This window comes from Actinomadura barringtoniae, assembly GCF_017573505.1.
GTDB classification, from domain to species: domain Bacteria; phylum Actinomycetota; class Actinomycetes; order Streptosporangiales; family Streptosporangiaceae; genus Spirillospora; species Spirillospora barringtoniae.
In genome coordinates this window covers 228,827-249,211 of record NZ_JAGEOJ010000007.1, presented here as the reverse complement: position 1 = coordinate 249,211, position 20,385 = coordinate 228,827, and the positions used below count along the sequence as shown (strand labels likewise).

Sequence of the window (20,385 nt, the reverse complement as noted above, 5' to 3'; positions counted from 1 at the left end):
AGATTTCATGGCGGGGGGTGATCACAATGAACGCCGAAACAGGACATCCGGAGCCGAGGCAGCCGGACGCGGGGCGTGCGGAGGCCCAGCGCGGGCGTGCGGAGGCCGAGCGCGGGCGTGCGGTGGCCGAGCGGGCGCGGCTGACGTCGGCGCAGCTGGCGGTCTGGCGTTCGCTGGTCGACACCACCGACGAGCTGAAACGCCTGCTGGGAGCGCGGCTTGCCGAGGACACCGGGCTCTCGCCTGCCGACTATCGCGTTCTGCTGACCCTGTGGGAGGCTCCGGGCCGCCGCCTGCGCTCGTCCGCGCTCGCGGCGGCCATGGACTGGGAACGCAGCCGCCTGTCCCACCACATCGGCCGCATGGACAAGCGCGGTCTGGTCGGCCGTGAGAACCCGCCGAACGACAACCGCGGCGCCGAGGTCGTCCTCACCTCGCAGGGCGCCGCGGCCTTCCGCACCGCGACCGCCCCGCACGCCCGCGCGATCAGGGACCACTTCGCCGCCCCGCTCAGCGACGAGCAGCTCGCGGCGCTGGACGACATCCTGACCACCCTCCACCAGCACCTCCACGCGGGGGAGCCTTTGGAGTCTTCGTCAGGCGATGCGGTGGGCGAGGCGTAGCTCGGTGAGGTAGCGCTTGACGATCCGGCCGCCGTTCCGCCGATCGATCAAGCCGCTGATGCATCCCAGCAGGCCGTCGAGGGCCTCCGGCGTCATCAGCCGGTGGTTGGAGTAGGTGCGCAGAACGTCCAGGTAGTCCGCGGTCGAGTAGGCCAGGTCCCGCTCGTACCGGCGGAAAACCGCAGGTCCGAAGCGGCTTGAGCGGTCGATCTCCTCGGCGTCCTGCGGGATCTGCGCCGCCGGCCGCAGCCGCAATCCCGGCGGGGTCGACGGATCGAACCGTTCGTAACACTCCTGGATCTCGGCGAAGAGCGCTTCGCTGCCACCTGCGGCGTGGTGCGTGGCGATGGTCGCCAGAACGCCGCCGTCCCGCAGCGCATCGGCGGCCTTGGTCACCCGTACGACCGGATCGATCCAGTTGAACGCGGTCGCCGACACCACCACGTCGAACGGCTCGGCGGGCAGCGTCCAGTCCTCGAACGCCGACGTCACCACCTCCACGTGCTCGAACCGCGCGAGGTTGCGGCGGGCGACCCGTGCCATTTCGGCCCCGAGCTCGACCGCCGTGATGTGGCAGCCGCGTTCGGCCAACGGCACCGTCGCCTGCCCCGTCCCGGGACCGAGCTCCAGCACCCGGCACCCCGGGCCGGCCCCGGCCAGCGACGCCAGGTCATCGAACATCTCGGCCGGATAGCCAGGCCGCGCCCGGTCATAAAGCTCGGCCGCCTCGTTGAAGGTCACCCTCAGTCGTTCGCGATCAGTCGAATCAGCCACTCGCGCAACCTTAGGGAACCCGCAATCAGGCCCTTCGCCGCCCAGATCTAGCCGCATATGCATCCCGAGTTCAGGTTGGCGAATGAGGGGTGGGTCAAGATTCAGGGGGAAGATGACCAGAAAGTGCTGCTTGGAGGCCTGGGAGGTGACCGATGGCGGATTTGCGTGGGCGTGCACTGCGTCCGCTGAAGCGGGTATCGGGGCGGTCCAACCGGGTTGACGAGGAGGCTCCGGAACGTTCCATGGACCCGCGGGCCGAGGAAGTCGAACGGCCGGTGGGCGAGAGCGTGGTGGACGCCGCCGTCTACGTGAAGGGCGTTCGGCAGGGCTCTCCGGCGACCCTGGCCGAGACGTTCCAGACCCTGCGCGAGACGCCCGGCGGCATGGCGTGGATCGGCCTCTACCGGCCCTCGGAAACCCAGCTGATGTCGCTGGCGGACGAGTTCGGGCTGCACGAACTGGCGCTGGAGGACGCGATCGTCGCCCACCAGCGCCCGAAGCTCGAACGCTACGGGGACACCCTCTTCGTCGTCTTGCGCGCGGCCCGCTACGTGGACGAGATCGAGGAGGTCGAGTTCGGCGAGCTGCACGTCTTCGTCGGCAAGGACTTCGTGCTGACCGTACGGCACAGCGAGGCGCCCGACTTGTCGCGCGTACGCCGCCGCCTGGAAGCGTCACCCGAACTGCTCTCGCGCGGCCCCGAGGCAGTCCTCTACGCGATCATGGACGCGGTCGTGGACGGCTACGCGCCAGTCGTCGCGGGCCTGCAGAACGACATCGACGAGATCGAGATCGAGGTGTTCCGCGGCGAGCCCAAGGTCTCGCGCCGGATCTACGAGCTGTCCCGCGAAGTGATCGACTTCCAGCGCGCCACCCGCCCCCTCGCGACCACGGTCGAGGGCCTGTTCGCCGGCTTCGAGAAGTACGGCATCGACGACGAGCTCCGCCGCTACCTGCGCGACGTCGCCGACCACGCCACCATCGTCGTCGAACGCGTCGACGGCTTCCGGCAGAACCTCCAGGACATCCTCACGGTCAACGCCACCCTGGTCGGCCAGGCGCAGAACGAGGAGATGAAGAATCTCGCCCAGGCCAGCAACGCCCAGAACGAAGAGGTCAAGAAGATCTCCGCCTGGGCCGCCATCCTCTTCGCCCCGACCCTCATCGGCACGATCTACGGCATGAACTTCGACCACATGCCCGAGCTCCACTGGATGGCCGGCTACCCGTTCGCCGTGCTGCTCATGGCCCTGGTCTGCGGAACGCTCTATCTGATCTTCAAACGCCGTAACTGGCTCTAAGTGCTACATTCGAAGACATGCGGATGACCTCTTCAAGCTGGTGGCGCCCCTAACGGGCGGCACCGTTCATCCGCGTCTCACGACACCCGCGGCCGCCCCCTCAGGGCGGCCGTTTCGCGTGTGAACCGGCATCTCCGAGGGCGGCCCCCGACCCTCCGAAGGAGCCGACCATGGCACGCCGACTCACAGGCTTCACCCCGTCCGGTGACCTGCACCTGGGCAACTACGTGGGCGCGATCGCCCCGATCGTCAGCGACCAGACCGACACCGTGGCGTTCATCTCCGACCTGCACGCCCTCACCCTGCACCACGACCCCGCCGACGTACGCCGCCGAACCCTCGAATTCGCGACCCTCCTCCTGGCCGCGGGCGTCGACCCGGACCGATGTCTCTTCCTGGTCCAGTCCCACGTTCCCGAGCACACCGAACTCCACTACCTCCTCGAATGCGCCACCGGCTACGGCGAAGCGCAGCGCATGATCCAGTTCAAGGAGAAGTCCGGCCGCCAGCAACAAGTCCGGATGTCCCTCCTGACCTACCCCATCCTCATGGCCGCCGACATCCTCCTCTACGACGCCTCCGAAATCCCGGTCGGCGAAGACCAAACCCAACACGTAGAACTCGCCCGCACCATCGCCCAGCGTTTCAACACCCGCTACGGCGAAACCTTCACCATCCCCCGCGCCGTCAACCCACCCGTAGCCGCCCGCATCATGGACCTGACGAACCCCCACTCCAAGATGAGCAAGTCCGCCGCGTCCCCCGCCGGCACCCTCCGCCTCCTGGACGAGCCCGACGTCCTCCGCCGCAAGGTAATGCGCGCCGTAACCGACGCCGGCACCGAAGTGGCCTACGACCCCACCACCAAGCCCGGAGTCTCCAACCTCCTGGACATCCTCGCCGCCTGCACCGGCGACAAGCCCCAAGACCTAGCCCCCCGCTTCACCCGCTACTCAGACCTGAAAACCGCAGTGTCCGACGCCGTAATAGCCACCCTCACCCCCGTACGAACCCGCTACCTCCACCTGGCAGCCAACCCCGCCCAAGTCCAAGCAGCCCTTCAATCCGGCGCCGCCCAAGCCCGCAACCTGGCCACCACCAAAGTCCAACAAGCCAAAGCCGCCCTAGGCCTCCTCCCCGCCTGACCGGCGGGAGCCTAGCCACCCGCAGAACCGTCACTCACACTGACAAGAAGCCCAGCCCGAACACCGGTCGCCCACCAGGAAGCCGGGATGTGCAGACGACAGCGAAGCGCTCGATGACCGTCCTCGCCTGTGTCGCCGTGCTGGTGGGCGGCGGGATGTTCCTTGTCGGCACGTACGGCTGGTTCAGTCAGCCCGGCCCGACCGCCGCGCATCCCCTGCAGTCTGACCGCGTGGTCGTCTACCTGGGCTGCCTGGTCGTGGCCGTCGGCGCGCTGCTGCTCCAGCTGGCAGGTGAACGCGGCCCCGCCCTCGCCATCCTCGCTACGGCCCTGATCCCCGTACTGCTGGTCCTGCCGGGAACCTACGCCCGCGACGTGGCCCTCTATCCCTGCGTGATCCTGGTCCCGGTCGCCACAGCAGTGGCCGTACGCGCGGTCCTCGTCCCAGGAACGCCGATCATCCCGGTCACCGTCGCGGCGTTCACCGTGGTCATGGTCGCCGGTACCTACCTGCTCATAGGCGGGCTCAACGTAGCCCTGGTCTTCGAGCCGACCCACGAGGCCCTGCACGGCCAGGCCGTGGGCCGCGTAGTAGCCCTGGCATCCGGCCTGGCCCTGGCCTCTGCGCCGCTAATGCTGGGCTTCACGGGCCACAAGAACGTGGCCTTGGCCGTGGCGCCCTTCGCCTTGGTGTCTCTCCTGGCGGTCGCACAAAGACTCGCCCTAGTCAGCGGGATCGCCTACCTCCTGACCGGCCCCGTAGCAGTAGGCGCCACCATCTACGCCATGTTCACCGCCCGCCGCTGAGCACCGAGCCCCATTGGGACCACTCGGTATCTCGGTTGGCGCAGGCCAGGAGGGTCGGATAGGAATTTCGCATGCTTACAGGCAGCAAAGTCGCGCTGAGGGCTCGGCATGAGGAAGACATTCCGGTCCTGCGGACCGAGCTCTACGACGACGTGGTGAACTCCTCGCGCGCCGAAGGCGGTCCCTGGCGGCCGATCTCGCCGGGCTCGAAGGACTCGCGGCTCGTGGTGGACGACTCGGCGGAGGGCAAGGTCCCGTTCTCCGTGGTCGAGCTGGACGGCGGCGCGCTGGTGGGGACCGCGACGTTGTGGGGCATCGACAACCACAACCGGGCCGCGCACATCGGCCTGGGGCTGCTGCCGTCCTGCCGTGGCAAGGGCTACGGCACCGATGTGGTCGCGGTCCTGTGCCACTACGGCTTTGTCGTACGCGGATTGCAGCGTCTGCAGATCGAGACGCTCGCGGACAACTACGCGATGCTGCGTTCCGCCGAGCGCAACGGCTTCGTCCGCGAGGGCGTCCTGCGCTCCTCGGCTTGGGTGTTGGGCGAATTCCTTGACGAGGTGGTGCTAGGGCTCTTGGCTCAGGACTGGAAGCCCCTCCCCAAGGGCTAGCCGACGGACGAAAGGCTGATCACGTGCTGTCAGGCACGGGAGCCTCGGTGAAGCCGAGGCTCTTGTAGAGATGCCGCGCACGGTGATTGCGCCGGGTCACTGCGAGGGTCAGCGTGTCGTGTCCCTGAAGGGCCAGCGCGTGCATGACCGCCTCGACCAGCGTGCGCCCGAGCCCTCGCCCTCCATGCGACTGCGCGGTGAAGAGGAACGCGAGGAGTGGAAGACCGCGGTCGATCGTGACCAGCGCCGCGGCCACGGGGCGGCCGCCGTCCTCGATGAGGAACGACGCGTCAGGCAGAAAGGTCCCGTACTCGCCGTTCAGCGTGAGTAGTACCTCGCGTGCGGCACCTTCGGGGCTACCTGCGTCCTCCTCGTCTGGGGTCCCTCGGTAGGCATTCCACATGAGCGGGCCCAGGGCGGGGGCATCACTAGGGACGACCTCGCGTACGCCTGCCGGGGGCAGATCAGTCCGCCTCAACGTGACCTGGAAACGGCTACGCGCGGCGTCGCTTCCCATGTCAGGGGCGGCGGCGGGGTTGGCGGCGGCGTTTGGGGGTGGGGCGCTGTTGCTGTGGCTTTTTGCGGGCGGGCTGTTGCTGGGGGTTGCGGCCGCGGGTGCTGTTGGGTGTACGGCCGCGGACGATGCCGATCAGTTCCTCCATGAGGTCGGTCGTCTCGACGTCGAGCCAGGCCAGGCCGATCTGCGATTGAGGGGCGTCGGTCACAGCGCGATAGGTGAGGTCTGTGCGGTGGTGCAGGCGGGCCAGAGACTGCGGGAGCAGGAGGACACCGGTCCCCGACGCCACCAGCTCGATCGCGGCGGCGGTGTCCTCAGGGCGAGTGAAGGCAGGCTGTCCGGGGCGGGCGTCCCAGACCAGGACCTCGTCGAACGGCTCGAACACGTCCTCGTCGGCGAGGTCGGCGAGCTCGATCTCCTCCGCTGCGGCGACCACATGATCCTTCGGCACGACCACCACGGTCGCCTCCACGTACAGCGGGATCACGTGGAGGGCCTCGCGGTCGACGGGCAGGCGTACGAACGCCGCGTCCACACCGCCGTCCCGCAGCAGGGGAACGACCTCGGCGGCGGGCGTCTGCACCAGCTGAAGCGGCACTTCCCGCACTCGCTCGGCCCACACCCCAGCCCATTTCCCGGGCGTTACCCCTGGTACGTAGGCCAGCCGGAACTCACCATTGGTCACCTCCTCAGCCTAGCCATGGCCGGTTCCTAGCTACCCTTGAGGTCATGAGCTCGTCCAAGGGCAAGACCCCGCAGACCATGAAGCCCGTGACCGCGGCCAAGAAGCTGGGGATCCTGCTGTCGGCAGCGCCCGCCGAGTTCCAGGAGGGCCCGGTCTCCCGCGACGAGCTGAACGCGCTCCAGGCCAACCCGCCCGCGTGGCTCGCCGACCTGCGCCGCGAGGGCCCGCACCCCCGCCAGATCATCGCCGCCAAGCTCCGCGTCTCCGCCTCAGGCCTGGCCCGCGCCGGCATCACGGGCCCCCTCACCACGGCCGAGATCGAGTCCCTGAAGGCCGAAAACCCCGACTGGCTGGAACGCGAGCAAGCCATCCAGGCCGAAGTCCGCAAAGAGGAGCTCCGCCTCAAAGAGCAGCGCGCCAAGGCCTGACTCCCGAACGGGCCCGGTGCGTTCTACCTGCCGGCCGGCTCGTAGATCAGTTCGAGGATCCCGGACGGGAAGGCCGTGCTCTTCACCAGGCGCAGGTTCACGGCCTGGTCCAGCTCGGGGAACAGCGGCGCGCCCTTGCCGGTGACGGCGGGCAGCACCCACAGCCGGTACTCGTCGACCACGCCGAGCTTGATCAGCGAGTGCATGAACGCGGTGCCGCCCACGGCACAGAGGGCCTTGCCGGGCTCGGCCTTGAGCTTGGCGATCTCCTCTGCCGTGTCGCCACCTGCGATGCGGGTCTCGGGCCACTCATCGGCGCTCTTGAGCGTGCGGGAGAACACCACCTTGGGGATCTCGTTCATCGCCTTGGCCGACGGGTGGTCGGAGGTCGGCCAGAACCCGGCCAGGATCTCCCAGGTGTTGCGGCCCATGATGAACTCCCCGGCGTCCCACAGCCGCTCGACGAAGTACTTCTCCTGCTCCGGGTCGTCGATGCTCATCATGACGTCCCGGATGCCGTTGTCCCCGTCCGCGCTCTTACCGTCCAGCGAGACGTAAAACCCCAGAATCAGCTTCCGCATCCTATGCCTCCGTGTGCTTCCTCACGCGCCGGGACGCCCCCGGCACAGCCGTAAGCCCGCGTCCACCATTCGTGCTCAGTGGTCGGTCACTCACACACGTTCAGACCGCCGGTCCCCTCGAAACTCATCGGGCTCCGCGCCATCGCTATCTGGCTGATCCGCCCTCGCGAGGAGGTACGTCCATGTGCCGCGACCGCCGCTATCTTCCCCTCACCGCTGCCGTGTGGCTGCACTGCGTGGAGGAGTTCCCGCGCTTTCCCCAGTGGGCTTCAGATCGCTTCGGTGGTACGACCACCCACCGTTTCTACCTGGCCTCCCACGCGGCCCTACTGCTCCCGGTGGTGCGCTGGCGCGAATACTCTCCCGGAGTCGCCAGTGCCCTGACCACCGTCGCCCCGGCGGCAGTGACCACGCTGCGACTGGCCCGTCACCGAGGTCTGCGTGGCCGAGCGACGGGTTCATTGATCAATCTCCTAGCGGTCGCGACCCTGTTCATGGACATGCCCACCCTCGGTGGGCAGATCCCGCCACGAGCCCCCCAGGACGGTTGAGGGCCGAGCCGCGTACGGTAAGGGGAAGGAATCGAAGAGGTGCTGGAGACCCGTTGACGCTGGCCAAGAAGGGGACACGACGGATCACGGTCGATTCGATCGAGTACCGATGGAAGGTGCGTGGTCGCCCGACGTACTGTCAGAGCATGGGCTGGACTCCACTGACCTTCGTGGTGGAACGCGTCGAACCATCAGGGGCTCGGCTTGTGGTCACCCTTCCTTGTGCTCACCCGGGCAACCTGCTCCACGAGCCCGCTGGCAAAGTTCTCCCGCGTACGGTGGCAGCTGCGATCGACCTCGGGCTGAGCAGAGGGTGGCAGCCCTCGCAACGCGGTGCTGAGTTCCACCTGTCCTTGGACGACTACGAACCCTTGACTTCCAAGTAGTAGCCCGCCCTCGAAGTACGCGGTTGAGCTGATTGGTGTGCCGGGGCCTGCATTGGTTAGCCGGCGGCGAAGGCCTCGACGAAGTAGCTGAGTCCAGGCTGGGGCGGGCCGCAGCGCAGGATTTCTTGCAGACGGGGCCAGTTGCCTGAGGTGACCGGGTAGCAGCCACGCTGCATCCACTCATCGTCACCATGATCGAAAAAGGTCCAGACCTGGGTGAGCTGCTCCCTGGTGATGGGCGTCTCGTCGTTCAGGAACTCATCGGAGTCGCGGTAGCTGACCAGAGCCCATCTGGTGTGCGGCAGACTCGCATCGGTGGCCGTGTCCTTCACCATGCGGCTCAGTATCCATGGTCGTCCGGCTAGCCGCGTAGCCGCTTGTTCTTCCCCCGGCCCCGACGAGACCTGCACTTAGCGACGGACGGGTTCTGGCCGTCTCATTGCACGCGGGGGTAGAGACGCTGAGAACGAAAACGGCCCAGGTTGGGGGGCTTGTCCCTGGCCTGGCCTTCTTGGTGGAGCGAGTGACGGGAATCGAACCCGCGCTACCAGCTTGGGAAGCTGGAGTTCTGCCATTGAACTACACTCGCGCGGCCGCTCTGAGCGGTCGTTCGGACATCGTACCGGATCGGCGTTACCGCGTGGGCGGGACGCGGGGTGGGTGGGGAGGCGGTAGCGTTTCTGACGTGCTGCTCTCCGATCGCGACATCAGGTCCGAGCTCGAGTCCGGGCGGGTGAAGATCGACCCGCTCGAGCCGAGCATGGTCCAGCCGTCCAGTGTGGACGTGAGGCTTGACCGGTACTTCCGGGTCTTCGAGAACCACAAGTATCCGCACATCGATCCTGCTGTCGAGCAGAGCGATCTGACGCGGCTGGTGGAGGTGGAGGCGGACGAGGCGTTCGTGCTGCATCCCGGGGAGTTCGTGCTGGCCTCTACTTATGAGGTGTTCGCGCTGCCCGATGATTTGGCGGCGAGGTTGGAAGGGAAGAGTTCGCTGGGGCGGCTGGGGCTGCTCACGCACTCGACGGCGGGGTGGATCGACCCGGGGTTCAACGGGCACGTAACGCTGGAGCTTTCCAACGTCGCCACCTTGCCGATCAAGCTGTGGCCGGGGATGAAGATCGGGCAGATGTGCCTGTTCCGGACCAGCTCGCCGGCGGAGTACCCGTACGGGTCGGCGAAGTACGGGTCGCGGTATCAGGACCAGCGTGGACCTACGCCGTCGAGGTCTTTCCTGAACTTCCATCGCACGAAGGTGTGACTGCGGGTATTCGGCGTCGGGCTCTGTGATCACGGTGAGTGACGCGGATCACCAAAAGATGAAACATCTGGTGAACGCAGGTAACTTCGGCTGACGCAGACCGTTTGCGTTTGGTTGACGGCTTCTTTAGGTGAAGTACGTCACTGCTGAACGTGGACAGGGACCGACGATGTTTCCGCGCGCACGTTGTGTACGTGGAACCCGAAAGGAGACCGTGTCCATACTGCGCGCGCAAAGCGTCTACAAGTTGTTCGGCCGGAAGACGGGCGAGGCTCAGCGAAAACTTCAGGCCGGTGCGTCGGCCAAGGAAGTGCGGGCCATCGGGGTCATGCCGGCGGTCGTCGATGTGTCGTTCGAGGTCGAGCAGGGTGAGATCTTCGTCGTGATGGGCCTCTCGGGGTCTGGTAAGTCGACGTTGATTCGCATGCTGAACGGCCTGCTCGAGCCCACCTCGGGCTCGATCGAGCTGGACGGCACCGATATCACGAAGCTGAGCGGCAAGGCCCTGCTGGAGGTTCGCCAGCAGAAGGTCAGCATGGTGTTCCAGCACTTCGCGTTGTTCCCGCACCGGACCGTGCTGGACAACGCCGCATATGCACTTGAGATTCAGGACGTTCCGAAGGAGGAACGGCTGACCAAGGCCCGTGAGTTCCTGAAGCTCGTGGGACTTGAGGGCTGGGAAGAACGTTTCCCGAGCGAACTGTCGGGCGGCATGCAGCAGCGGGTGGGCATTGCCCGCGCGCTTGTGGCCGGCACCGACATCCTGCTGATGGACGAGGCGTTCAGCGCCTTGGACCCGCTCATCCGGCGGGAGATGCAGGAGCTGTTGCTGGAGCTCCAGAACGATCTGGGCAAGACGATCGTCTTCATCACGCACGACCTCAACGAGGCGATGCGGCTGGGCGACCGGATCGCGATGCTCCGGGACGGCCGGATCATGCAGATCGGCACGGCCGAAGAGATCCTGATGGACCCGGCGAACGACTACGTGGCCGAGTTCGTGGCCGACGTGGATCGTTCCAGGGTGCTGACGGCGAGCTCGGTCATGGAGAAGGCGACGTCGGTCGTCGAGGCGACGGGCGGCCCGCGGGCCGCCGTGAAGGTCATGCGGGAGGCTCAGACGTCCGGGGCTTTCGTGGTCTCGCGCGATCGCAAGCTGCTGGGCGCCGTGTCCGCTGATGCGGCGGCCAAGGCGGTACGGGACGGAGCCACGTCACTGGACGGGCTGCTGATGACCGACCTGGAGCCGGTCAGCCCCGACACGCTCGTGGCCGACCTGTTCACGCCGGTCGCCGAGAGCCCGCTGCCGGTCGTGGTGGCCGACGAGTCCGGGCGCATGCTCGGCGTGATCCCCCGGGTCACGCTGCTGGCGGCGCTGGGGAACGGGTCGGGCACCACCGGCGAGAACCCGCCCATCGACGACGAGGAGGTGCTGGCCGATGCCTGAGATTCCCCTCGCCAAATGGGTGGATTCCGCGGTCAACTGGATGACCAAGCATTGGGATCCGTTCTTCTCGTTCATCAAGACGATCATCAACTCGGTCGTCGGTCACCTGAGCGACTGGCTGGCCGCGCCGCCGATGATCGTGATGGCGATCCTGATCGCCGTCCTGTGCTGGTGGCTGCGCGGCCTCGCGGCCGGCGTGCTGACGTTCGCCGGGCTGCTGCTGATCGACTCGCTCGGTCAGTGGGAGAACACCATGATCAGCCTGGCGCTGGTCCTGGTGTCGGCGGTGGTCGCGCTGGCGATCGCCATTCCCACGGGGGTGGCGGCGGCCAGACGGCCGAGGTTCGCCGCCGTGATCCGGCCGGTGCTGGACTTCATGCAGACGATGCCCGCCTTCGTCTACCTGGTCCCGGCCGTCACGTTCTTCGCGGTCGGCGTCACGCCCGGCGTGATCGCCACGCTGATCTTCTCGCTCCCGCCCGGCGTACGGATGACCCAGCACGGCATCCAGCAGGTCGACACCGAGATGGTGGAGGCCGCCGAGGCGTTCGGCACGCCCCCGCGCCGGGTCCTGACCGGCGTGCAGCTCCCGCTCGCGCTCCCCACGATCATGACCGGTGTCAACCAGGTCATCATGCTGTCGCTCTCGATGGTCGTCATCGCGGGCATGGTCGGCGCCCCCGGCCTCGGCCAGGAGGTCTACGCGGCGATCAGCAACGCGCAGACCGGTGAGGGCGTGGTGTCCGGCCTGGCCGTGGTCATCATGGCGATCATCCTGGACCGGATGACCGGTGCCCTCGGGCAGCGGTTCGCCCCGGCCGCGCGTCGCCGCGCCGAGCAGAACGCCGCGGGTGAAGGCGCGTCCGCGGTGCTCAGCTGGCGTCCGCAGCGGGCGCTGGCGTTCCCCGCCGTGGGAGTGCTGGCGATCCTCGCCATCGTCACGGGCGCGATCAACGTCAACGACGGCGGCAGCGGCGGCAAGGGCAAGCCGATCACGATCGGCTACATCAACTGGGACGAGGACGTCGCCGCCACGTTCCTGTGGAAGAGGGCCCTGGAGGACAAGGGCTACAAGGTGAACCTCCAGCAGGTGGACCCGGGGCCGCTGTTCGCGGGCCTGGGCGGCGGCAACGTCGACCTGTTCCTGGACGCCTGGCTCCCGGTCACGCACGCCCAGTACTACAACAAGTACAAGAGCGACCTTGAGCGGCTCGGCTACTGGTACGACAAGACCAGCATGCAGCTGGCCGTGCTCAAGGACGACCCGGCGAACTCGGTCGAGGACCTGATGAAGGACCCCGACCGCTACAAGAAGCAGATCACCGGGATCGAGCCGGGCGCCGGCGAGACCAAGATCATCAATGACAAGGTGATGCCCGACTACGGGCTGAAGGACGGCGGCTGGAAGCACGTCACCAGCAGCACGGCGACGATGCTGGCCTCCATCAACCGCGCCACGCAGACCAAGCAGCCGGTCGTGGTCGCGCTGTGGAAGCCGCACTGGGCCTACACCAAGTACCCGATCAAGCCGCTCGCCGACCCGAAGGGCGCCTTCGGGGCGAACGAGAAGCTCGACATGCTCGGCCGCAAGGGGTTCAAGAAGGACTTCCCCGAGGTCACCAAGTGGCTGTCGAAGTTCTCGATGACCGACCAGCAGCTCTTCCCGCTCGAGGACCTGGTCATGAACAAGTACAAGGGCAACGAGGAGAAGGGCGTCGACGAGTGGGTCAAGGCGAACCCCGACTACCTCAAGAAGATCACGGGCTGATCCGGCCGACCGCCTGATCGCTCGCCCTGTCGTCGAGGGCCGTCCCGCATAACGCCGGGGCGGCCCTCTTCGTTACCCATCCGGACGTGCGCGGAGGTAGACGCGCGGAGGTGGACGCGCGGAGGTGGACGCGCGGAGGTGGACGCGCGGAGCTATCCGGAGGCGCCGACGATGAGCATGACGGCGATGACGCCGAAGCCGGTCGCGCACAGCGTCAGTACGCGGGGGTGGCGGCTGTGCGCCTCGGGCAGGATCTCGGCCGCCGCCAGGTAGAGCAGTACGCCCGCGAAGAAGCCCAGGTAGGGACCGAGCGCCGCCTGCGGTACCGCCACGAACAGCGTGACCAGCGCTCCGGCGATCGGGGCCAGGGCGTCGGCGGCGAGCATGACGGCGGGCGCGCGGTCGGTACGGTCCAAAGACGCGGCGGTGAACGTGTTGAAGCCGTCCGCGAAGTCGTGCGCGATCACGGCCATCGCCACGAAGACGCCGACGGTCGTGCCCGACTGGAAGCCGAGCCCGATGCTCAGCCCGTCGATGAAGCTGTGCCCGACCAGCGCGGACGCGGCGACGATGCCGACCTTGCCCTGCTCGGCGGTGCCGTGACCGTGATGGTGGTGGCCGGGGCTGTGCGGGTGCTCATGCGGGCCGTACTCCGCCTCGTGCGCCTGGTGGATCGCGGTGGCCTGCTCGATCACGTGCAGCAGCAGGAACCCCAGCGCGAAGCCGACCATCGGCGCGGGCACGCCCAGCAGATGCGCGGACGACAGCTCCAGCGACTCCGGAACGAGGTCGAACGCGGCGATGCCGAGGATCAGCCCGCCGACCAGGCCCAGCACGAGGTGGCGGCGGTCGCGCACGCGCATCGCGACGACGCCGCCGACCAGCGTCATCACGCACGACACCACTGCGAGGACCACGGCCATGATCAGGTCCTACCAGGTGAGCGGGCAGCGCACCCCCACATTCGCCCCAAGGGGGCGTGTCGGCGCGCCGCCGGACCTCCGTGCAACGAAGCGATAACGATCCTCTCGACCCGCTCCACCCACCCCTTGATCATCCGAGTAGCGTCCCACTTCGCGATCTTGAAAACAGAGGCCTCGAAGGGACCAACCCCCATGCATCGAATGGCCAGAACCTTTATAGCGACGGCGCTTCTCGCCGGTTCCGCCGGAGCCGTCACGGCCTGCGGAACGTCCTCCAGCGGCTCCCTCAGCGGCGCCCAGAGCACCGCCCAGAGCACCGCCCACAGCACCGCTCAGCAGAAGGCCGCCGCCGCGGCGCTCACGAAGCTGCACGCCACGACCACCGAGGCGTTCGTCCGTTCCGACGGCAAGGCGCTCAAGCTGAACGGCCCCAACCTGCAGCCGGTCTGGGACGCAGGCAGCTCCGACACCTGGGGCCAGGCCACGTACACGGCAATCAAGGCCAAGGGCTTCACCGGCATACGGATGGTCCTCTTCTGGGACGACTTCGAGCCGAGCAAGGGCAAGTGGAACGAGACGGCCTTCAAGACCCTCTCCACCGCCCTCGCCCGCGCCAAGTCCGCAGGACTGTACGTCGTCCTCGACTGCGTGCACCTCTACGGACAGCCCGAGGGGCAGGGCCGCGTTCCCAAGTGGGCGCAGACCACCGACGGCATGGGCGCGGTCGCCAAGAACGGCCTTCCGTTCCTCCAGCAGCTCGCGACCCGCTTCGGCAAGAACCCGGCCCTGGCCGCGTACGACCCGGTGAACGAGCCGTACCGCTGGCCGGTCAACCACAAGAGCGTCCTGGCCGACTACACCAAAATCGTGAACGCGATCCGGGCCAAGGACGCCTCGACCAACATCGCCATCGAGCCGACCTATGGAGACGCGAAGGTCCCGGCGAGCGCCTTCACCTCCTCGTTCAAGCCCACCAAGCGCACCAACCTGCTGTGGTCCATCCACGACTACTACAGCGGCAACAAGGGGCTGGGCTTCGACTCCAACGGCATCGGCACCTCCCCGAACCCCTCGGACGGGGACACCGGCTACACCGCCTCCTCCGGTAAGGCCAACATGGCCAAGCACCTCCAGGTCCACCTGGACATGGCCAAGGCCGTGAAGCTCCCCGTATGGATCGGTGAGTTCGGCATCGGCGGCGGGGCGTCAGGCCACGACGCCTACATCAAGGACAAGGTCGCCCTCTACAAGTCCAAGGGCCTGGGCTACTCCTGGTGGGAGTACTCCGACGGCGGCACGTTCTCGATGGTCAACAAGGACGACGACAGCTGGAAGCCCTGGGCGGGCTGGGTGAAGTAGCCCCGCAACCCCCGACCAAAAGAACGCCCCGGGCGGTCATCACGACCGACCCGGGGCGTTCCCCTTGGCTAATGCGCCCTACTCAGCGGCGACCGGCTCCTTCTCGGGCTCGGTCCCCGTGGACCCGTCGCCCTTGATGGAACGGATGAGCAGCTGGGAGACGTCCACGACTTCCAGCGTCTCCTTGGCCTCGCCCGAGTTCTTCTTCTCGTTGATGGCGTCGCCCAGCATCACCAGGCAGAACGGGCACGCGGTGGAGACGGTGTCGGGGTTGGTCTCCAGCGCCTCGTCCACGCGCTCGGTGTTGATGCGCTTGCCGATGCGCTCTTCCATCCACATCCGCGCGCCACCGGCGCCACAGCAGAAGCCGCGGTCCTTGTGCCGGTGCATCTCCTGCGTCTTCACGCCGGGCACCTTGGCCATGATGTCGCGGGGCTGCTTGTAGACCTTGTTGTGGCGGCCCAGGAAGCACGGGTCGTGGTAGGTGATGTTCTCCTCGATCGGGGTGACCGGGGTGAGCTTGCCCTCGTCGACCAGGTGCGCCAGCAGCTGCGTGTGGTGAACGACCTCGTACTGGCCGCCGATCTGCGGGTACTCGTTCGCCAGCGTGTTGAAGCAGTGCGGGCAGGTCGCCACGATCTTCTTCACGCCCGCGTCGTTCAGCGTCTCGACGTTCTGCTGGCCGAGCATCTGGAAGACGAACTCCATGCCGAGGCGCCGCGCCGGGTCACCGGTGCAGGCCTCCATCGGGCCGAGCACGCCGAACTTCACGCCCGCGATGTGGAGGAGCTCCGCGACCGCCTTGGTGGTCTTCTTGGCCCGGTCCTCCAGGGCGCCGGCGCAGCCGACCCAGAAGAGGTACTCCATGTCCTCGGGCATCTTCTCGTCGACGACCTCGACCTCGAAGTCGAGCTCCGCGATCCACTCGAGGCGCTTCATCTCGGACATGCCCCACGGGTTGCCCTTGTTCTCGAGGTTCTTCAGCATGACGCCGGCCTCGCTCGGGAACGAGGACTCGATCATCACCTGGAAGCGGCGCATGTCGAGGATGTGGTCGATGTGCTCGATGTCGACCGGGCACTGCTCGACGCAGGCGCCGCAGTTGGTGCACGACCAGAGCACGTCGGGGTGGATGACGCCGTTCTCGCCGACGAGCTCCTTGTCCACCTCCATGGCGAGCTTCTGCTCGTCGGTGAACTTCTCGCGCTCCTCCTCGGAAGCCAGGATGTAGGGCGCCTTGTGGAACGCGTGGTCGCGCAGCTCCAGGATGACCATCTTCGGCGACAGCGGCTTGCCGGTGTTCCAGGCGGGGCACTGCGACTGGCAACGCCCGCACTCGGTGCAGGTGGCCATGTCGAGGAGGCCCTTCCAGGTGAAGTCCTCGATCTTGCCGCGGCCGAAGGTGTCCTCGTCCGGGTCGGCCTCCTCGAAGTCGAGGGGCTTGCCGTTGCTCATCATCGGCTGGGCGGCGCCCAGGCCGTCCGGGCGGCGCTTGAACATGACGTTCAGCGGCGCGATGAAGATGTGCAGGTGCTTGGAGTTGACGACGATCACCAGGAAGGCCAGCGCCACACCGATGTGCAGCAGCAGGCCGATCGACTCCAGCACCTCGAGGGTGTCGTGGCTCATGCCCTTGAAGAGCTGGCCGACCAGGTAGGAGAAGTACGCGCCCTTGCCGTAGTCGAGGTTGCCGCTGGCCCATTCGACGCCCCGGAAGAAGAACATCGTCCAGATGACGTTGAAGATCATGAAGAGGATCAGCCAGGCGCCGCCGGTGTGCGAGCCCTTGAACCGCGACTTGCGGTCGAGCTTCTTCGGCGAGTTCTTGATCCGGATGACCGAGAAGACGATGAGGCCGAGGAAGCACAGGATCGCGATGGTGTCCTGGACGAACCCGATCGGCCCCCACGTCTGGAGGCCCGGGATGTGCTTGTCGAGCCCGAAGAGCAGCGCGACCGCCGCCTCCAGGTAGACGGTGGCGAGCAGGATGAACGCCCACATGACGGCGGCGTGCGCGAGTCCGGCGACGGTCCACTTGAGCAGCTTCTTCTGCCCCATGACCTCGACGACCTGGCCTTCGACGTCGGCCTTCGGGTCGCGCTTGACCTGCAGGACCCGGTCCGGGTCGGGCTGGCCGCTCTTGAAGAGATTCCACAGGAACAGCACTCGCCGGCCGGCGAGCGCCAACGCGACCGCCGCTCCGGCGAGCCCAACCAACAACGTGATCAAGAACACTGTGCCGTCCTCCTGGTACGGGCGTTGGCTGTCAGAGTAGGGCTCGCGACAGACCGCACTTCATCCGGGGCCCGAATACTACTCGGCAGTAGCTTATGCGTCACATATACGCAGAGCGATGCCCGCCACACCTCGCGCTCAACCACGGGAACCGCCAACGCCGACCAGGGCGCCCCCCGAAGGGAACGCCCTGGTCACAAGGCCGCAGTTACATCGGCGCAGTTACATCGGCGCCGCTAGTTCGGCGGCGCGTCGGTCCAGTCCGTGCCGACGATCGAGGTCGACTGCAGCCGCGTCCCGGCCGGGAGCAGCGCGTTCACGCCGCCCGGCTTGAGGATCACCACCTCGCTGCCGAGCGCCACGCCCTTGGCCTCGTCGATGATCAGCCGGTGCTCCAGCACGCCGTTCCGGGTCTTCTCGACCGAGACCAGCGCGGTGCCGGTCCGGCCCTCCGCGTCCTTCACCGGCCCGACCGCCTTGACCGAGTCCAGGCCCGCCAGCATCCGGAACGCGGCGGCCCGCACCTGCGGCGTGATCGGCATGTCGGTGATCATCCCGCCGGCCACCCGCTGCAGCCAGTCGTCGGAGGCCATCGGGATGCTGTCGGACTCGGTGTCGTGCCCGCCGTACCACTTCAGCAGGGACGCCTTCAGCTGCTTCGGCGTGGTCGGCAGCCCCCGCAGGTCCTTCATGGTCACGTTCCGGCCCAGCCAGAAGATCTTGTCGCCGTCCGGCAACGCGCTGCTGCTGATCTCCACCTTGCCCGGGGCCGCGTTGAGCGTCGCGTTCTTCAGCTTCCCGCCCTTGGGAGAGGAGGGGAACGAGACCTCGAACTTCGACGGCGAGCCCGCCCGTGCCCAGGCGGCCTTGTCCTTGGCGGTCGCCGGACCGGAGCCGAGATTCTGCTGGCGCGACCACTGCCTGGCCTTGGGGCCGGTCGTGGCCGGCGCCCATCCCTCGGCCCGCTGCGTGCTCACGATCACGTACGCGCCCGGGCCCTTGCCCACCGGCGAGTAGTCGCGCTGGACGGTCGTCTGGTGCCAGAACGCGCCGCCCACCGCGTTCGACTGCTTCTCCGCGCTGGTGGCGGCCGACAGCAGGACCGTACGGGCGCTCATCGGCTGCGCCTGGATCTCGCCGCCCGCGCTCGGCGGAACGGGCCGCTTGCCATGACCCGACCCGTCCCCGCCGCCCGAGGTCGTCGCCACTCCGACGGCGACCGCGGCCGCGGCGCCCAGCAGGCCGAGGCTCATGCCCCAAGCCGGCCCAACGCGCCGCCGCCGGGCCGGACCACGCACCAAGCCCGCAGCACCCGCTGCCCGTGGCGCGCCTGCCATCGCCCGCGTGAGTTCCCGCTCCCGCGTGGCCGCGTCCACCGGAACGCCCGGGTCGAGCTCGTCCGGCCTGGCCTCCGCGACCGTACGCAGCACATCGCCGTTCATGACATCTCCTTAGCGCTGATCCCCACACGAGCCCGAACGGCACCGGAACCGTCCACCACGTCCCCTGCCGCGCCACCGTCCTCTTCCACGGCGCGGACCAGGCGTTTGCGGGCGCGGTGCAGCCGTACGCGGAGGGCCGCGGGGCTGCAGCCGACCACCTTGGCGGCGTCGCGCGGGGCCAGGCCCTGCCAGGCGACCAGGATCAGGATCTCCCGGTCGTCCTCGTCCAGGGCGGCCATCGCGCGCAGCACCGCGAGACGTTCGGCCACGTCCTCGGCCACGTCGCGCTCGGAGCGCTGGCCCCAGCGGCGCAGCTCGGCGGCGAACGACTCGCGCCGGGCCTCGGCCCGGAAGTTGTCGCGCAACACGTTGCGGGCGACCCCGAGCAGCCACGGCAACGCGGGGTCGGGCACATCGCCGAGCCGCCGCCAGGCCACCGCGAAGGTCTCGCTCACCACCTCGTCGGCGACCTGACGCCCGGCCCTGCTGACCGCATAGGCCCACACCCGCTGCCGGCAGGCGTCATAGATCGCCGTGAAGCGGCGCGCGTCCTCGGACTCCCCGGCCTCGTCGGCCATCGCCCGCACCTCCGTTCCGTCCCGTGCTCTTCCGTCACCAGGAAGTGGTCCGGAGGCGGCCATCGTTACCGGTCAATCGTCGATGGTCTGCCGGTGGCCGCGCGGGCAGGTCCCCCTGGTCTCGTCGTAGAACCCGTCGTCGAAGGTCACGGACGGTTTCCAGTCCGTCCAGCAGTAGACGTCACCGCACTCGCGGCACAGGAACGGCGCGAGCTCCCAGTGGACGCGCCGGATCTCGAGCGCGTCCGGCCCGTCCGGCGCGTCCGTCTCGATCAGGGCCCGCAGGCGCCCGAACGCCTCGCCCTCCAGGCGGTGCCAGGAAGTACCGCCGAAGAGGTCGAGCGAGACGCCGTCGGCCTCGTGGGTCGTGCGTCCCAGGGGAGGGCCCATGTCGACCGGCTGCCCGGCCGGGGTGAGTCTCAGCACGCCGGCGATCTCGCCGCACTCGGCGCAGCGGAACGCCGCCCCCAGCACCCCGACCTTCTCCCCATGACGTGACATAAGCCCAGCTTGTCAGGTCTGCACAGCTCGGGCCTGCGCAGCTCTGGTCTGCGCCCCGGCTTGTCGGCTCAGGTCTGGACGGCCTCCCGGGCGGTGCGGATGGCGGTGCGCTGCGCGGAGTCCAGGTATTCGTCGATCCGGGTGATGTGGTCGCCGCGCACCTGGACGTACATCGCACAGTGCAGCTCGATCTCCTTCCCGTTCGGCAGGACGCCGTGCAGGACGTGCTGCTGGAGCACGCCGTCGTCCAGCGGCGCGCGGCGGACGACCTCGTAGTGCAGGCCGGACACGACGCGGTGCAGGCCGGTGAGCACCTTCAGGTTGTCCTCGACGGCCTGCTCGACCAGGTCGTCGTTGTGCCAGATGACGGCGTCGGGGGCGTAGATGGAACGGACGGTGTCGATGTCGCCGGCCTCGAGCGCGGCGAAGAAACGGTCGATGAGCTGGTCGTGCATGTGAA

Annotated in this window: 21 protein-coding genes and 1 tRNA gene; 10 read left to right on the top strand and 12 right to left on the bottom strand. The window is 67.8% G+C overall.

What is annotated here, in order from left to right; translation table 11 throughout:
* Positions 1-26 precede the first annotated feature (26 nt).
* The gene (locus J4573_RS18780) at positions 27-623 is read left to right on the top strand and encodes a MarR family winged helix-turn-helix transcriptional regulator (protein ID WP_208257006.1); all 597 of its coding nucleotides are present in this window, start codon (positions 27-29) and stop codon (positions 621-623) included.
* Here J4573_RS18780 and J4573_RS18775 read toward each other — a convergent pair.
* The gene (locus J4573_RS18775) at positions 597-1,364 is read right to left on the bottom strand and encodes a class I SAM-dependent methyltransferase (RefSeq protein ID WP_208257003.1); all 768 of its coding nucleotides are present in this window, start codon (positions 1,362-1,364) and stop codon (positions 597-599) included. The two genes, J4573_RS18780 and J4573_RS18775, sit on opposite strands and share 27 nt — an antisense overlap.
* A gap of 185 nt (positions 1,365-1,549) precedes the next feature.
* Here J4573_RS18775 and J4573_RS18770 point away from each other — a divergent pair, with 185 nt between their 5' ends.
* The 4 genes from J4573_RS18770 to J4573_RS18755 all read left to right on the top strand — a co-directional run bounded on the left by J4573_RS18770 (position 1,550) and on the right by J4573_RS18755 (position 5,263).
* Positions 1,550-2,698 carry a magnesium and cobalt transport protein CorA gene (locus J4573_RS18770; protein WP_208257001.1) on the top strand — a complete coding sequence of 383 codons (1,149 nt, stop codon included), beginning with the start codon at positions 1,550-1,552 and terminating at the stop codon, positions 2,696-2,698.
* A gap of 170 nt (positions 2,699-2,868) precedes the next feature.
* On the top strand, positions 2,869-3,843 hold the full coding sequence (trpS, locus tag J4573_RS18765) for a tryptophan--tRNA ligase (RefSeq protein ID WP_208256999.1): 975 nt from the start codon (positions 2,869-2,871) through the stop codon (positions 3,841-3,843).
* An 89-nt stretch (positions 3,844-3,932) separates the two neighbouring features.
* The gene (locus J4573_RS18760) at positions 3,933-4,649 is read left to right on the top strand and encodes a hypothetical protein (protein WP_208256997.1); all 717 of its coding nucleotides are present in this window, start codon (positions 3,933-3,935) and stop codon (positions 4,647-4,649) included.
* A 71-nt stretch (positions 4,650-4,720) separates the two neighbouring features.
* Positions 4,721-5,263: a GNAT family N-acetyltransferase gene (locus tag J4573_RS18755; RefSeq protein WP_208256996.1), complete on the top strand. Its 543-nt coding sequence runs from the start codon at positions 4,721-4,723 to the stop codon at positions 5,261-5,263.
* Between the two features lie 19 nt (positions 5,264-5,282).
* On the opposite strand, the gene J4573_RS18750 is transcribed toward J4573_RS18755, so the two are convergent.
* The gene (locus tag J4573_RS18750; protein WP_208256995.1) at positions 5,283-5,666 is read right to left on the bottom strand and encodes a GNAT family N-acetyltransferase; all 384 of its coding nucleotides are present in this window, start codon (positions 5,664-5,666) and stop codon (positions 5,283-5,285) included.
* Between the two features lie 115 nt (positions 5,667-5,781).
* Positions 5,782-6,402, bottom strand: a complete 621-nt coding sequence (locus J4573_RS18745; RefSeq protein ID WP_307796727.1) for a LysR family transcriptional regulator substrate-binding protein — start codon at positions 6,400-6,402, stop codon at positions 5,782-5,784.
* A 107-nt stretch (positions 6,403-6,509) separates the two neighbouring features.
* On the opposite strand from J4573_RS18745, the gene J4573_RS18740 reads away from it, so the two are divergent.
* Positions 6,510-6,893, top strand: a complete 384-nt coding sequence (locus tag J4573_RS18740) for a DUF5997 family protein (RefSeq protein WP_208256994.1) — start codon at positions 6,510-6,512, stop codon at positions 6,891-6,893.
* A 23-nt stretch (positions 6,894-6,916) separates the two neighbouring features.
* Here the strand turns inward: J4573_RS18740 and J4573_RS18735 are convergent, their stop codons facing one another.
* The 3 genes from J4573_RS18735 to J4573_RS18725 all read right to left on the bottom strand — a co-directional run bounded on the left by J4573_RS18735 (position 6,917) and on the right by J4573_RS18725 (position 9,000).
* Positions 6,917-7,474 (bottom strand): dihydrofolate reductase family protein, encoded by a 558-nt coding sequence (locus tag J4573_RS18735; RefSeq protein WP_208256993.1) that lies wholly within the window; start codon positions 7,472-7,474, stop codon positions 6,917-6,919.
* Between the two features lie 993 nt (positions 7,475-8,467).
* The gene (locus J4573_RS18730; RefSeq protein ID WP_208256992.1) at positions 8,468-8,746 is read right to left on the bottom strand and encodes a hypothetical protein; all 279 of its coding nucleotides are present in this window, start codon (positions 8,744-8,746) and stop codon (positions 8,468-8,470) included.
* A gap of 180 nt (positions 8,747-8,926) precedes the next feature.
* A tRNA-Gly gene (locus tag J4573_RS18725) sits at positions 8,927-9,000 on the bottom strand.
* 51 nt (positions 9,001-9,051) lie between these two features.
* On the opposite strand from J4573_RS18725, the gene dcd reads away from it, so the two are divergent.
* The 3 genes from dcd (at position 9,052) to J4573_RS18710 (ending at position 12,887) form a co-directional block, all read left to right on the top strand.
* Positions 9,052-9,672, top strand: coding sequence for a dCTP deaminase (gene dcd / locus J4573_RS18720; protein WP_307796695.1), 621 nt, complete (start codon positions 9,052-9,054; stop codon positions 9,670-9,672).
* A 214-nt stretch (positions 9,673-9,886) separates the two neighbouring features.
* A complete protein-coding gene (locus J4573_RS18715; protein WP_307796694.1) occupies positions 9,887-11,119 on the top strand; it encodes a quaternary amine ABC transporter ATP-binding protein in 1,233 nt (410 codons plus the stop codon).
* Positions 11,112-12,887 carry an ABC transporter permease/substrate binding protein gene (locus tag J4573_RS18710; RefSeq protein WP_208256987.1) on the top strand — a complete coding sequence of 592 codons (1,776 nt, stop codon included), beginning with the start codon at positions 11,112-11,114 and terminating at the stop codon, positions 12,885-12,887. The genes J4573_RS18715 and J4573_RS18710 overlap by 8 nt, the downstream gene beginning before the upstream one ends.
* A gap of 152 nt (positions 12,888-13,039) precedes the next feature.
* On the opposite strand, the gene J4573_RS18705 is transcribed toward J4573_RS18710, so the two are convergent.
* Positions 13,040-13,810, bottom strand: a complete 771-nt coding sequence (locus tag J4573_RS18705; RefSeq protein WP_208256985.1) for a ZIP family metal transporter — start codon at positions 13,808-13,810, stop codon at positions 13,040-13,042.
* Between the two features lie 201 nt (positions 13,811-14,011).
* Between J4573_RS18705 and J4573_RS18700 the strand changes: the two genes are divergently transcribed.
* Positions 14,012-15,169, top strand: coding sequence for a glycoside hydrolase family 5 protein (locus tag J4573_RS18700; RefSeq protein ID WP_208256983.1), 1,158 nt, complete (start codon positions 14,012-14,014; stop codon positions 15,167-15,169).
* 78 nt (positions 15,170-15,247) lie between these two features.
* Here the strand turns inward: J4573_RS18700 and J4573_RS18695 are convergent, their stop codons facing one another.
* From J4573_RS18695 to J4573_RS18675, 5 genes are all read right to left on the bottom strand, one after another.
* A complete protein-coding gene (locus J4573_RS18695; RefSeq protein WP_307796693.1) occupies positions 15,248-17,404 on the bottom strand; it encodes a (Fe-S)-binding protein in 2,157 nt (718 codons plus the stop codon).
* A gap of 236 nt (positions 17,405-17,640) precedes the next feature.
* A complete protein-coding gene (locus J4573_RS18690) occupies positions 17,641-18,846 on the bottom strand; it encodes a CU044_5270 family protein (protein ID WP_208256981.1) in 1,206 nt (401 codons plus the stop codon).
* The gene (locus tag J4573_RS18685) at positions 18,843-19,424 is read right to left on the bottom strand and encodes an RNA polymerase sigma factor (RefSeq protein ID WP_243773213.1); all 582 of its coding nucleotides are present in this window, start codon (positions 19,422-19,424) and stop codon (positions 18,843-18,845) included. Before J4573_RS18685 ends, J4573_RS18690 begins: the two co-directional genes overlap by 4 nt.
* A gap of 72 nt (positions 19,425-19,496) precedes the next feature.
* On the bottom strand, positions 19,497-19,925 hold the full coding sequence (locus J4573_RS18680; protein ID WP_208256979.1) for a hypothetical protein: 429 nt from the start codon (positions 19,923-19,925) through the stop codon (positions 19,497-19,499).
* Positions 19,926-19,993: 68 nt separating this feature from the next.
* Entirely contained in the window at positions 19,994-20,380 is a 387-nt protein-coding gene (locus tag J4573_RS18675) for a nuclear transport factor 2 family protein (RefSeq protein WP_208256977.1), read from the bottom strand.
* Between the last annotated feature and the right edge of the window lie 5 nt (positions 20,381-20,385).

Coding starts and splice junctions, on each gene's coding strand:
- J4573_RS18770 (WP_208257001.1), top strand. CDS start 1,550: ATGGCGGATTTGCGTGGGCGTGCACTGCGTCCGCTGAAGCGGGTATCG.
- J4573_RS18780 (WP_208257006.1), top strand. CDS start 27: ATGAACGCCGAAACAGGACATCCGGAGCCGAGGCAGCCGGACGCGGGG.
- J4573_RS18710 (WP_208256987.1), top strand. CDS start 11,112: ATGCCTGAGATTCCCCTCGCCAAATGGGTGGATTCCGCGGTCAACTGG.
- J4573_RS18755 (WP_208256996.1), top strand. CDS start 4,721: ATGCTTACAGGCAGCAAAGTCGCGCTGAGGGCTCGGCATGAGGAAGAC.
- J4573_RS18705 (WP_208256985.1), bottom strand. CDS start 13,810: ATGGCCGTGGTCCTCGCAGTGGTGTCGTGCGTGATGACGCTGGTCGGC.
- J4573_RS18690 (WP_208256981.1), bottom strand. CDS start 18,846: ATGAACGGCGATGTGCTGCGTACGGTCGCGGAGGCCAGGCCGGACGAG.
- J4573_RS18740 (WP_208256994.1), top strand. CDS start 6,510: ATGAGCTCGTCCAAGGGCAAGACCCCGCAGACCATGAAGCCCGTGACC.
- J4573_RS18730 (WP_208256992.1), bottom strand. CDS start 8,746: ATGGTGAAGGACACGGCCACCGATGCGAGTCTGCCGCACACCAGATGG.
- J4573_RS18735 (WP_208256993.1), bottom strand. CDS start 7,474: ATGCGGAAGCTGATTCTGGGGTTTTACGTCTCGCTGGACGGTAAGAGC.
- J4573_RS18700 (WP_208256983.1), top strand. CDS start 14,012: ATGGCCAGAACCTTTATAGCGACGGCGCTTCTCGCCGGTTCCGCCGGA.
- J4573_RS18680 (WP_208256979.1), bottom strand. CDS start 19,925: ATGTCACGTCATGGGGAGAAGGTCGGGGTGCTGGGGGCGGCGTTCCGC.
- trpS (WP_208256999.1), top strand. CDS start 2,869: ATGGCACGCCGACTCACAGGCTTCACCCCGTCCGGTGACCTGCACCTG.
- J4573_RS18750 (WP_208256995.1), bottom strand. CDS start 5,666: ATGTGGAATGCCTACCGAGGGACCCCAGACGAGGAGGACGCAGGTAGC.
- J4573_RS18675 (WP_208256977.1), bottom strand. CDS start 20,380: ATGCACGACCAGCTCATCGACCGTTTCTTCGCCGCGCTCGAGGCCGGC.
- J4573_RS18685 (WP_243773213.1), bottom strand. CDS start 19,424: ATGGCCGACGAGGCCGGGGAGTCCGAGGACGCGCGCCGCTTCACGGCG.